This is a genomic window from Flavobacterium sp. DSR2-3-3, assembly GCF_049896585.1.
Taxonomy (GTDB): domain Bacteria; phylum Bacteroidota; class Bacteroidia; order Flavobacteriales; family Flavobacteriaceae; genus Flavobacterium.
Genome location: NZ_JAFCUP010000004.1, coordinates 109,412 through 121,823 on the forward strand (window position 1 = coordinate 109,412; position 12,412 = coordinate 121,823).

Genomic DNA, 12,412 nt, shown 5'->3' on the forward strand with positions numbered 1-12,412 from the left:
TTAATTCGTTAATTCTTTTTGAGCTGTAAAAATGAAATACAGTCCTATAAGTATAAATGGAATACTGAGCCATTGTCCTGTTGAAAACAAGCCTAAAGCGCTTTCGAAACCACCCTGACTTTCTTTGACGGATTCCACTATGAAACGAACGGTAAATAAAAGAACGAGGAACATTCCAAAAATAAATCCAGTATATTTTCTTTTTTCGGTTTTCCAATACATAAAAAACAATATTGCAAAAACAAAAATATAACAAAATGCTTCGTATAACTGTGTAGGATGTCTCGCAGGAACCTGTTCCAGTAAAGTTGCGAATTTAGGCTCTGTTGCAATGGCTTTATAGGCGTCTTTAGGATTCGCTATTTGAGTAGCATTGACGGCATCCATCGGACTAAAATGATCTTTAATGAATTTTATTCCAAAGGAAGATGTGGTTTCATGACCAATAATTTCCGAATTAAAAAAGTTGCCTAATCTGACGAAAATGGCGCCACTCGCTACAGGAATAACAACACGGTCTAAAATCCATAACTGTGGTCTTTTCAATATATTTTTGCTATAAAAATACATGGCAATTATTATAGAAATAGCAGCGCCATGACTTGCTAAACCTTGATATCCTGTAAATTCAAAATTCGGACTAAATCGAAAAGGTAAAATAATTTCTAATAAATGATTGCGGTAATATTCCCAATCGTAAAAGAAAACGTGTCCCAAACGAGCACCAATTAAGGTTGCCAACACAGTCCAGATAAACAAAGAATCCAATTTCTCTATCGATTCACCTTCTCGTTCGAAGATGTGTTTCATGATGTACCAGCCTAATCCAAAAGCAATTACAAACATTAAGCTATAATATCGAATGATAAAAAAGCCTAAATCGATTCCTTCTGATGGATTCCAAACGATGTTTAAAGCGTGTGTCATTTAGTGTTAAATTTATTTATTAGTCGTAAAAATAGAGTTTTTAAGTACATTTATGCTCAAAAAGGTTAATGATTGTGATTGCATGTTTTTTTTGGAACAGGATCATAGCCCGTTTTCCCCCAAGGATGACAACTCAAAATGCGTTTTACTCCTAAAAATCCTCCGTAAAACAAACCGTGAATTTGTAAGGCTTGGATCATGTAGGATGAGCAAGTCGGTTCAAATCGGCAAGCGGAAGGTGTAAACGGAGAAATAGCAACTTGATAAAATCGAACTAATAGTATAAAAGGAAATATGAGGATTTTTGAAATCATATTTTATTAGTTTCAATTTAAAATTCTGCACTAATCATTAAAAATGGATAACTGAAGACTAAATGCTAAATGTTGTTCCTTCTTTTCCGTCTTTTAACTGAATTCCTAAAGCAATTAATTGGTCTCTAATTTGATCGGACAAAGTAAAATTCTTGTTGTCTCTGGCCTGTTTTCTCATTTCGATAAGCATATTCACTGTCCCTTCTAACTTATCGTTACTGCTGTCCGAAACTTTTTCATCTTCTAAACCTAGAACGTCAAAAACAAATGCATGCATTGTTTTTGCAAAATAATTTAAGTCATCGGCATTCAAAGTTTCTTTTTCATCCTTTAATAAATTGACAAATCGAACGCCTTCAAACAACTGCGCGATCAAAATTGGCGTATTAAAGTCGTCATTCATCGCGTCATAACAGGACTGTTTCCAAGCAGCAATATTAACCGTGCTTTTTGTGCCAGCAGTGATCTCTTTTAATGAATTCATCGCTTCCATTAATCGTTTGTATCCTTTTTCGGCAGCAACAATGGCGTCATCAGAGAAATCAAGAATACTTCGGTAATGCGCCTGTAACATAAAAAATCGCGCAACCGATGCTGAGAATGCTTTACTCAAAATCGTGTTTTCTCCCGTCAATATTTCTCTTGGTAAAATATTATTGCCCGTAGATTTAGCCATTTTTTTACCGTTCAAGGTGAGCATATTGGCATGTAGCCAATAATTAACTGGAGTTTGACCGGTACAGGCTTCGTTTTGTGCGATTTCGCACTCATGATGCGGGAATTTTAAATCCATTCCGCCACCATGAATGTCAAAATGATTGCCTAAATATTTAGTGCTCATTGCGGTACATTCTAAGTGCCATCCTGGAAATCCATCGCTCCAAGGCGAAGGCCAACGCATGATATGTTGGGTTTCCGCTTTTTTCCAAAGCGCAAAATCCTGTGGATTTCTCTTGTCACTTTGTCCGTCAAGATCACGGGTATTGGCAAGCATATCCTCAATATTCCGTCCGCTTAATCGTCCGTAATGATTGGTTTGATTAAATTTTACCACATCAAAATAAACGGATCCATTGGCTTCATAACCAATTCCTTTTTCAATGATAGTCTTTATAATTTCGATTTGTTCAATAATATGACCCGTTGCCGTTGGTTCAATACTTGGTGGCAAAAAGTTAAATGCATTCAAAATGTCATGAAAATCTACGGTGTAACGCTGTACAACTTCCATCGGTTCTAGTTGCTCCAGACGCGCTTTTTTGGCGATTTTATCCTCGCCTTCATCCACATCATCCACAATATGGCCCACATCAGTAATGTTCCTAATATAACGCACTTTGTAATCCAAATGTAGAAAATACCTGAAAATCACATCAAAAGACATAAAAGTACGCACGTTTCCAAGATGCACATTGCTGTAAACCGTTGGCCCACAAACATACATCCCAACATTTCCTTCGTGAATGGGTGTAAATGTTTCTTTTTCTCCCGAAAGAGAATTGTATATTTTAAGCGTTTGCGTATTGTATAAAGGCATTTTTTTATTTTTTTGAGCCATTTCCTGCTGTTTGCTGTATCTTTTTATGGCTAAAGAAGCCATAAAAAGGATGCCGCTTCCATCAGGGCTAGGAATTTATGGGTACTAAATAAATCGGGTTACTTAGAACTTTGTTTCTAATTTAATATAGTCCAGAAACTCTCTACGAGTTACACTATCTTTAAATTTTCCGCCAAATTCAGATGTCACAGTGCTACTTTCTATATCACTAATTCCTCTTGAATTTACGCAAAGGTGTTTGGCATCAATCACGCAAGCTACATTTTCGGTACCCAAAGCAATTTGTAATTCCTGAACAATTTGCATCGTCAAACGCTCTTGAACCTGAGGTCTTTTGGAATAATACTCCACTATACGATTCATTTTAGATAAACCAATAACTCTTCCGTTAGAAATATAAGCCACATGAGCTCTTCCTATAATGGGTAATAAATGATGTTCGCAGGTAGAATATACGATGATGTTTTTTTCAACTAACATTTCACCGTATTTGTAATTGTTGTCAAATGTGGAAGCTTTTGGCTTTTTTGCAGGATTCAAACCTCCAAAAATTTCCGTCACAAACATTTTAGCAACACGATTGGGTGTGCCTTTTAAACTATCATCGGTCAAGTCCATTCCAAGTGTGATTAGAATACTCTCGACGTCTTTTTTTATTTTTTCAATTTTTTCATCATCAGTAAGTTCAAAAGCATCGTCTCTTACTGGATTATTCGCGGATAAACTAACATGATTGTCTCCTAATTCGTCTTGCAATTCTTCGTTTTTTATCATTAAAAGCAACTATTATAGTGGGTATAAATATTTAAGGGGTAAAGATAAATAATAAAAAGTAAAGAATTTCTATCGCTCTTATTATTTAAGAGTACTTTGTCGATTAATCAGGAGATTTTTTTTGTTTTTGGACCTAAAAAGAAAGGCAATAACGGGTGTGTTATTGCCTTTTTATAAAATCCTTCCGTTTACTCAATGAGTAAAACTGAAATATACGTTAATTACGCTTTTGTTTGGGCTGCATTGTAAACAGGAATTGCTGCTTTTAGTATGCGTACGGCACTTATTAAGTCTTCTTTTTTCAAAACATAAGCAATACGAACCTGATTTAATCCCACTCCAGGTGTCGAGTAAAACCCAGCTGCGGGTGCTACCATTACGGTTTCACCATCTAGGTCATAACTTTCTAAAAGCCACTTTGCAAATGCATCAGCGTTGTCCACCGGTAATTGCGCGATACAATAAAAAGCTCCTTTTGGTTTGCTTACAATAACACCGTCTATTTTATTTAACTCTTCAATTAAAGTGTCTCTTCGTTCTCTATATTCTGAAATTACTTCGTCAAAATAACTTTGCGGTGTGTCCAGAGCGGCTTCGCTTGCAATTTGTTCAATGGTTGGCGGGCTTAATCTTGCTTGTGCAAATTTCATTGCAGCAGCCATGACTTCCTTGTTTTTAGACACAATACATCCTATTCTTGCGCCACACATACTGTATCTTTTAGAAACAGAGTCAATCATAATGGCGTGTTCTTCAAGTCCGGGAACATTCATTACAGAATAATGTACATCTCCATCATAAGTGAATTCACGATATACTTCATCAGAGATTAAGAATAAGTCATGTTTTTTGACCAATGCTGCCAGTTTCATGATTTCTTCTTTGGAATATAAATATCCAGTTGGATTTCCTGGATTGCAAATAAGAATCGCTTTTGTTTTTGGAGTGATCAGTTTTTCAAAATCTTCTACAGCCGGAAGAGCAAAACCAGTCTCTATTGTCGAAATTACAGGGACAACAATAACTCCTGAAGCCGTTGAAAATCCGTTATAATTTGCATAAAAAGGCTCCGGGATAATGATTTCATCGCCGTGATCCATCGTGCTTCCCATGGCAAACATAAGTGCCTCTGATCCACCTGTGGTAATTATAATGTCCTCGAGGTTTACCGAAATACCTTGATTGATATAATATGCCGATAATTTTTTTCTATAACTTTCGTTTCCGGCAGAATGACTGTATTCTAAAATAGTTAAATCAATATTTTTAACAGCATTCATTGCAACTTCGGGTGTTTTTATATCCGGTTGACCTATGTTTAAATGATATACTTTATTTCCTTTTTTCTTGGCAATTTCTGAATACGGAACTAATTTTCGTATTGGCGATTCTGGCATTTGTTTGCCTTTGTTTGATATTGTTGGCATAGTCTTAAATTATTGAATTGCAAATTTGCAATTTTTTTTCCGAATTTATTCTAATCAAAAGCTGTATATATTGTTAAATCTGCATTTTGATATTATTTATTTATTAATTTTATGGAAAAGAAAAAATAATGAAAAAACCGCTCTTTTTATTACTTATTTACTGCTGTGTTTGTTCAGCTTATTCGCAACAAGGATTCCAGTTTGAAAAAGAAGCAAATAAGATAAGTGTTCCCTTCAAATTAATCAACAATTTGGTTTTTGTACCTATTAAAGTGAATGGGATAGAATTAAATTTTTTGCTGGACACTGGTGTAGTTGAAACTATATTGTTCAGTTTAGAAGATAAAAAAGAAGTCCGTTTTTTTAATATTGAAAAAATACTATTAAAAGGTTTAGGAAGCCAAGAGGCTGTTGAAGGATTGAAATCGACAAATAATATTTTAGAATTTAGCAGTCTAAAGAATAGAAATCACATGCTTTATATTGTTTTGGACCCTGATTTTAATTTATCATCTCACATTGGTATTCCCGTCAACGGTATTATTGGTTACCAGTTTTTTAGAAATAATTTAGTCAAAATTGATTACCGAAAAAGAAGAGTTGTCGTTTACAAAGACACGGCTAAAAACAGAGTTAAAATGGCTAAAAAATTTAGCTCCATTCCTATTTCTATCGAAAATTCGAAACCATATTTAAAAAGCAGCGTTTATCAGAGTAATCGCGACGTAACAGTTAAATTATTGGTTGATATTGGTAACAGCGATGCAATTTGGTTGTTTCAAGATCGCTCAAAATGGATTAAAGTTCCAGAGAAAAATTTTGATGATTTTTTGGGCAGGGGTTTTAGTGGCGATGTTGAAGGCAAAAGAGCCCGAATTGAGAAATTTCAGATGGGGGATTTTATCTTCAATAATCCGGTTGTGGCTTTTCCAGACTCCATTTCAATTAGAAACGTTTCTATGGTGCCAGACCGAATGGGGTCAGTAGGTGGCGAAATCATGAGACGGTTTACGGTCATATTTGATTATAGGGAACAGCAACTTTATTTCAAAAAAAACAGTGATTATCAAGCTCCTTTTAGTTACAATAAAAGTGGTGTTGAAATACAGCACAATGGTTTGCAGTGGGTTCAGGAAACTGTGCGCATGGGAACAGTTCCGTTAAGTACGAGATATAATGAATCCGGCGGGGTTAGTGTAACTACTGATTTTAAATATAAATTTAAATTGAAACCTATTTATGAAATAGCTAACGTTAGGAAGAATTCGCCAGCGGCAAAAGTAGGATTGCAAAAAGGAGATATTATTATAAAAATTAATAACAACATTCCTTATCAATATTCTTTGCAAGAAATCAATTTTCTTTTTAAGTCGGTAGAGGATAAGTGGATTGATATTGAGATTGAACGGGAAAGCCAAATTTTAAAGTTTCGGTTTAAGCTGGACGATATCCTATGACAATAAAACGCTTTTGGAAAAATTATCCAAAAGCGTTTTTAATTTATTATTAATTCTAAAATTAATTGGAAATCACTTCTCCTTTTATTTTCAGAGCAACTCTACCAGCTTCGTAATTCACTGCATTTGACTCAACTGTTATTGTTTTTCTGATGGGTCCAGGAGCCATGTTGTATTTTACAGTTATTTTTCCTGTTTTTCCAGGCATAATTGGTTCATCAGGTTTTGTAGGAACCGTGCAACCACAAGTAGACAGTACATTAGTAATAATTAATGGAGCATTACCTGTGTTTGTAAAAATAAAATCACGAGAGCCATTTTCATTCTTGGTAACTTTTCCGTAATCAATAGTGTTGTCTTTCGCGGCAAACTCAATTTTAGGGCCATTTTGAGCAAAACCGATGCTGCTGATCAATGCGAATGCGAATAAAATTAAAGTTTTTTTCATTTTCATTTATTTAAAATCATTTAGTAAAATTAGTTTCTTTTAATTAATGCACAAATTTTTATTTCTCTTTTTATAATCTACTTAATTATTTACTTTTGTTCCGCAATTTAATTACAAATATTAGACCAAAATATAAAATGTACCTGTTGCTTTTGTTATCAGTTTAACATAGGCAACAAACACTTGAATTTAACGAGTAAACGAATCCACGATAAAATGACAATTCCTGCACAATTTGACGCTAAAACTATTGAAAATAAGTGGTACGACTACTGGATGAAAAATAATTATTTTCATTCGGAGCCAGATCACAGAAAACCATATACCATTGTGATTCCGCCACCAAATGTGACTGGAGTTTTGCACATGGGGCACATGTTAAACAATACGATTCAAGATGTGTTAATTAGAAGAGCGCGTCTTAAAGGTTTCAACGCATGCTGGGTTCCGGGAACGGATCACGCCTCAATTGCAACTGAAGCAAAAGTGGTTGCCAAATTAAAAGCGGAAGGAATTAATAAAAATGATTTGACTCGCGAAGAATTCTTGGCGCATGCCTGGGAATGGACGGATAAATATGGTGGTGTAATTTTAGATCAATTAAAAAAGCTGGGAGCTTCTTGTGACTGGGAACGAACCAAGTTTACGATGGATCCTGATATGTCAGCGTCGGTGATTCGTTCTTTTGTAGACTTATACAACAAAGGACTGATTTATAGAGGATACCGAATGGTAAACTGGGATCCCGAAGCCAAAACGACTTTGTCTGACGAAGAAGTAATTTATGAAGAACAACAAGGAAAATTATATTTCTTAAAATATAAAATCGAAGGAAGCGAAGATTTCCTGACGATTGCAACCACACGTCCGGAAACTATTTTTGGAGATACTGCAATTTGTATTAATCCAAATGACGAACGATTTGCTCATTTGAAAGGCAAAAAAGCCATTGTACCCATTTGCGGAAGGGTAATTCCAATTATTGAAGATGAATATGTCGATATCGAATTTGGAACAGGCTGTTTGAAAGTAACTCCGGCGCACGATATGAATGACAAGGCATTGGGAGAAAAGCATAATTTGGAGATTATTGATATTTTCAATGAAGATGCTACTTTGAATAGTTTTGGATTGCATTACCAAGGAAAAGACCGTTTTGTGGTTCGTGAGGAAATTTCCAAAGAATTAGAAACAATTGGTGCTTTAGCAAAAACAGAAATTCACTTGAATAAAGTAGGAACTTCGGAAAGAACCAAGGCGGTTATCGAGCCTCGTTTGTCAGACCAATGGTTCTTGAAAATGGAAGATTTGGTGAAACCTGCTATTAAATCAGTATTAGAAGATGGTGAAATCAAATTGCATCCTGCTCGTTTTAATAATACGTACGCACACTGGTTGAACAACATTCGCGATTGGAATATCTCACGTCAATTGTGGTGGGGACAACAAATACCTGCGTATTTCTATGGTGATGGAAAAGAAGATTTTGTGGTTGCCGAGAATATAGAAGATGCTTTAGAATTGGCAAAAGCCAAAACTTTAAACTTGAAACTTGAAACAAAAGATTTAAGACAAGACGTTGATGCTTTGGATACTTGGTTTTCCTCTTGGCTGTGGCCAATGTCTGTTTTTGGCGGAATTATGGATCCGGAAAGTGAAGATTTTAAATATTATTATCCAACGAATGATTTAGTTACCGGTCCGGATATTTTGTTTTTCTGGGTAGCGAGAATGATCATAGCAGGTTATGAATATACAGGCAAAAAACCATTTACAAATGTATATTTGACTGGTTTGGTTCGTGACAAGCAAAGACGTAAAATGTCCAAATCATTAGGGAATTCTCCGGATCCTTTGGATTTAATCGAAAAATTTGGAGCTGATGGAGTTCGTGTGGGATTGCTTTTGAGCGCTTCTGCAGGAAATGATATTATGTTTGATGAAGAATTGTGCAATCAAGGAAAGGCGTTTACCAATAAAATCTGGAATGCGTTCAAACTAATAAAAGGTTGGGAAGTTTCAGATGCCATACCGCAACCGGAATCATCAAAAGTTGCGATTGAATGGTATGAAGCCAAATCGCAACAAACGCTTTTGGAAATCGAAGATAATTTTGAAAAATATAGAATTTCCGATGCGTTAATGGCAATTTATAAATTGGTTTGGGACGATTTCTGTTCATGGTTTCTTGAAATGATAAAACCAGCTTACCAACAGCCAATTGACAGCTTAACTTTGGCGAAAGCCATAGCAATGCTGGAAAATAACTTGAAATTATTGCATCCGTTTATGCCGTTCTTAACAGAGGAAATTTACCAAATTCTTGATCAAAGAACTACAGAAGAAGCATTAATCGTTTCAACTTGGCCGGAAATGAAACCGTTCAATGCCAGTTTAATTGCTGATTTTGAGAATACAATTGAAGTGATTTCTGGGATCAGAACAATTCGTAAAGACAAAAATATTCCTTTCAAAGATACAATCGAACTGAAAGTAGTAAACAATGACAAAGCTTCCACTTATTTTGATTCGGTAGTAACCAAATTAGGGAATATTACTTCATTAGAATATGTTTCAGATAAAGTGGACGGAGCATTATCTTTCCGTGTAAAATCAAATGAATATTTCATTCCAATAACCGGAAACATTGATGTAAAAGCTGAGATTGCTAAACTTACGACAGAGTTGGAGTATACGCAAGGTTTCTTGAAATCGGTTCAAAACAAACTGGCAAATGAGAAATTTGTGGCTGGTGCGCCAGAGAAAGTATTGGCAAACGAAAGACAAAAAGAAGCCGACGCTTTGGCAAAAATTGAAACTATCGAACACAGTTTGGCGGGTTTGAAATAACTTCAAATTCTTCTAAAATATAGAATCCCATTTCCGGTCAAAAGGAGATGGGATTTTTTTATTAAAAAATTCAAAACTTTTTCTGCTTATCAAAAAAATGAAAGGGACAGAAAAACTTTGGATAAAATACAACCTAAGTAAGGTTTTAGAATTTATATTTCAAGCTTGTCAATACTTGACGTGGAGCGATTGGATTTACACTGTAATTTTCGTGTACGGTGTAATTCAACTCATTTGTCACATTAGATAGTTTGCACAAGATGGAGAATTTCTTCCATTCATAACCTGCAGAAACATCAATTGTTGTATACCCTTTTAATGGAATGTCACGGTCTTCAATAGTCACAGTATATGTTTTTGGAGCAGTTACTGGTTTGTTTTCTGTCCATACATAACGGTCATTCCAACCTCCTGTTCGGTCACCAATATAGTTCCCGATGGCTCCAAAAGTAAGCCCTTTCAGTGCCCCGCTAGGCAATTTGTAGAAAAAACTCAAATTGGCTGTATGTTTTGGTGTTCTTGCTAAAATATCCCCTATTACAAGACTTCCGCTTGTTCCTGAAGATTTAGAAATTTTGGTTTCGTTAAAGCTATATCCGGCAATGATGTTCAAACCTAGTGTTGGTTTTGCAGTAACATCTATTTCAATTCCTTTTCCTTTTGTTCCCCCTACCAGTTCTTTTAAGTTCGTATTTACATTAGGTGTTACACCGTCAGCCGCAAACAAAACGGTTTGAGCTAAATTATTGTTTGAGATTTGATATGCTGTTACATTGGTACTCAAAATACCTTTCCAAAAATCTTTTTTGATACCCACCTCGAATTGATCTATTATAGAAGGATCTAAAGGTCGCAAATCTACCGTTGTTCCGCTATTAGGAGTAAATGAGTTCGAATAACTGGCGAACAAAGACAAATCTTTATTTGGTTGAATTACCAGTCCCGCTTTTGGGGAATAGGCTCTGTTTAAGTTTTTAGTTCCAGTTGTAGCGGTTGCATTATCTAGAGTTGTTGTAATGGCGTCAACTCCATTCACTTTCCCTATCACTTCTTTGGAGGTTGTGACCTCACTTTCTTGCCATGACCAACGCAGTCCGGCCAAAACCTTAACATAATCAGTGATCGAAATTAAATCTTGCGCATATACTCCAAAACGTTGTGTATCTGTAGTAGCCAGTTGGGTTCTTCTAGTTGAATATGGCGAGGTGAGGCTTTGTGTGCTATAATCGTAATTGAATAGATTTATGGCAGTTGCTTCAGTGGTTAAAGCCTTCGTACCATTTGGATTGGCATAGAAGCCAAAAGTATAACTTGGTGCCATAGAATTTTCATAATCAACTCCTGTAAATATTTGGTGTTTGATGCTTCCAGTGTTAAAGGTTCCTTGTAAATTTAATTGATCTCCAAATATTTTTTCAGAAGCATCAGCTTGTGTCAAGCCACGTTTCCAATTTCCATTGGCGTCAATCGAGTTTAACTGTGCAGTCGATTTTTGAGTTCTGTTGTAAGACTGAAAAGAAGAATTAAAACTTAATTTCCAGTTGTTGTTGAAATCATGATTGACCAATACTGAAGCACTGGATGATTTTGTTTTACCTGTTGACCAAAGCGCTCCATAATACGTGTTTCGGGGCAAATCTAAAATTGTTTTACCAATTATTCCAGTCCCAAAATCAGGTGTCCAATCGGCACTAAGATAGTCACCTTGTACCGTAATTTGAGTTTTATCGCTTACTTTAAAAAGAAATGAAGGATTTATATAAATACGCTCATTTTTGACATAATCTCTAAAGCTTTCTGAGTTTTCGTACGACGCATTAAATCGATAAGCGATATGTTTATTTAAAGGTCCGTAGAAATCAATCGATGGTTTATAATAGGAATAACTCCCTGCTTGCATTGTAATTTCTCCACCACTTTTGAAAGAAGGCGTTTTTGTTACCAAATTTAAAATTCCACCCGGAGCAACGTTTCCGTACAATAAGGCAGAACCACCTTTAAGAAACTCCACTTTCTCTAAACCTGAAACTTCCGGAATAGAACCTGCATTATAACGGAAACCATTTTTAAACATATTGTTGGCTGACATATCATACCCTCTTGAGAAAAACGATTCCTGAGCGCCACCACGTGCGGAACCTACATAAATACCATTAGCATTTTTGATAACTTCACTTAGACGAATGGCTTGCTGTTGCTCAATTATTTCAGCTCCAATAACCTGAACACTTTGCGGAGTGTCCATTGGTTTTAATCCTGATCTTAATGCTGAAACTACCTTTTTCTCTTTGTTGGCCGTAACAATAACTTCTTTAAGAATTCCACCTTTTTTGTTTTTTATCGTATCCGTTATTGATTCGAAAGGGTCATCAAAATTTTTATCGTCAGATGGATTTAGTGATTCTTGCGCAAAACACGATAGACTAAATAAAAGGGTTAATGTGGGAAGGAAAATATATTTCATGATTGTTTATTTGGAATAATTAAAAATAATAATGCAAATATAAAACCCAAGTGTGGTTTTGCAAAACTTATTTAGATTAAATATGAATAATATTTATATTTAATTGTAAGGTGTTGTTTTGTAAATATTTATATTTTTAAAAAATTAAATAATTCTTAATAAAATTCATTTTTTAAACCTTAAAAGTAATATT

At 35.2% G+C, this 12,412-nt stretch carries 9 protein-coding genes; 2 read left to right on the forward strand and 7 right to left on the reverse strand.

Annotated elements, in window-relative coordinates; translation table 11 throughout:
- The 5 genes from lgt to ACP7AQ_RS06945 all read right to left on the reverse strand — a co-directional run bounded on the left by lgt (position 1) and on the right by ACP7AQ_RS06945 (position 5,000).
- Positions 1 to 927: a prolipoprotein diacylglyceryl transferase gene (gene lgt / locus ACP7AQ_RS06925; protein ID WP_426094932.1), complete on the reverse strand. Its 927-nt coding sequence runs from the start codon at positions 925 to 927 to the stop codon at positions 1 to 3.
- Positions 928 to 992: 65 nt separating this feature from the next.
- Positions 993 to 1,241 (reverse strand): membrane protein insertion efficiency factor YidD, encoded by a 249-nt coding sequence (gene yidD / locus ACP7AQ_RS06930; RefSeq protein ID WP_426094933.1) that lies wholly within the window; start codon positions 1,239 to 1,241, stop codon positions 993 to 995.
- 58 nt (positions 1,242 to 1,299) lie between these two features.
- Positions 1,300 to 2,778 carry a cysteine--tRNA ligase gene (gene cysS, locus ACP7AQ_RS06935; RefSeq protein ID WP_426095060.1) on the reverse strand — a complete coding sequence of 493 codons (1,479 nt, stop codon included), beginning with the start codon at positions 2,776 to 2,778 and terminating at the stop codon, positions 1,300 to 1,302.
- Between the two features lie 123 nt (positions 2,779 to 2,901).
- Complete coding sequence (folE, locus tag ACP7AQ_RS06940; RefSeq protein WP_426094934.1) at positions 2,902 to 3,573, reverse strand: GTP cyclohydrolase I FolE; 672 nt, start codon at positions 3,571 to 3,573, stop codon at positions 2,902 to 2,904.
- Positions 3,574 to 3,794: 221 nt separating this feature from the next.
- Positions 3,795 to 5,000, reverse strand: coding sequence for a pyridoxal phosphate-dependent aminotransferase (locus ACP7AQ_RS06945; RefSeq protein ID WP_426094935.1), 1,206 nt, complete (start codon positions 4,998 to 5,000; stop codon positions 3,795 to 3,797).
- Between the two features lie 128 nt (positions 5,001 to 5,128).
- Between ACP7AQ_RS06945 and ACP7AQ_RS06950 the strand changes: the two genes are divergently transcribed.
- Positions 5,129 to 6,457 carry a PDZ domain-containing protein gene (locus ACP7AQ_RS06950; protein WP_426094936.1) on the forward strand — a complete coding sequence of 443 codons (1,329 nt, stop codon included), beginning with the start codon at positions 5,129 to 5,131 and terminating at the stop codon, positions 6,455 to 6,457.
- Positions 6,458 to 6,518: 61 nt separating this feature from the next.
- On the opposite strand, the gene ACP7AQ_RS06955 is transcribed toward ACP7AQ_RS06950, so the two are convergent.
- Complete coding sequence (locus tag ACP7AQ_RS06955; protein WP_426064308.1) at positions 6,519 to 6,905, reverse strand: DUF1573 domain-containing protein; 387 nt, start codon at positions 6,903 to 6,905, stop codon at positions 6,519 to 6,521.
- A 216-nt stretch (positions 6,906 to 7,121) separates the two neighbouring features.
- On the opposite strand from ACP7AQ_RS06955, the gene ACP7AQ_RS06960 reads away from it, so the two are divergent.
- Positions 7,122 to 9,755 carry a valine--tRNA ligase gene (locus tag ACP7AQ_RS06960; protein WP_426094937.1) on the forward strand — a complete coding sequence of 878 codons (2,634 nt, stop codon included), beginning with the start codon at positions 7,122 to 7,124 and terminating at the stop codon, positions 9,753 to 9,755.
- Positions 9,756 to 9,900: 145 nt separating this feature from the next.
- Here ACP7AQ_RS06960 and ACP7AQ_RS06965 read toward each other — a convergent pair whose 3' ends face one another.
- Complete coding sequence (locus ACP7AQ_RS06965; protein WP_426094938.1) at positions 9,901 to 12,219, reverse strand: TonB-dependent siderophore receptor; 2,319 nt, start codon at positions 12,217 to 12,219, stop codon at positions 9,901 to 9,903.
- Positions 12,220 to 12,412 lie beyond the last annotated feature (193 nt).

Excerpts from the sequence above, each read along its gene's own strand:
- lgt (WP_426094932.1), bottom strand. The coding sequence starts at position 927 with ATGACACACGCTTTAAACATCGTTTGGAATCCATCAGAAGGAATCGAT.
- ACP7AQ_RS06955 (WP_426064308.1), bottom strand. The coding sequence starts at position 6,905 with ATGAAAAAAACTTTAATTTTATTCGCATTCGCATTGATCAGCAGCATC.
- ACP7AQ_RS06960 (WP_426094937.1), top strand. The coding sequence starts at position 7,122 with ATGACAATTCCTGCACAATTTGACGCTAAAACTATTGAAAATAAGTGG.
- ACP7AQ_RS06950 (WP_426094936.1), top strand. The coding sequence starts at position 5,129 with ATGAAAAAACCGCTCTTTTTATTACTTATTTACTGCTGTGTTTGTTCA.
- ACP7AQ_RS06945 (WP_426094935.1), bottom strand. The coding sequence starts at position 5,000 with ATGCCAACAATATCAAACAAAGGCAAACAAATGCCAGAATCGCCAATA.
- ACP7AQ_RS06965 (WP_426094938.1), bottom strand. The coding sequence starts at position 12,219 with ATGAAATATATTTTCCTTCCCACATTAACCCTTTTATTTAGTCTATCG.
- folE (WP_426094934.1), bottom strand. The coding sequence starts at position 3,573 with ATGATAAAAAACGAAGAATTGCAAGACGAATTAGGAGACAATCATGTT.
- yidD (WP_426094933.1), bottom strand. The coding sequence starts at position 1,241 with ATGATTTCAAAAATCCTCATATTTCCTTTTATACTATTAGTTCGATTT.
- cysS (WP_426095060.1), bottom strand. The coding sequence starts at position 2,778 with ATGCCTTTATACAATACGCAAACGCTTAAAATATACAATTCTCTTTCG.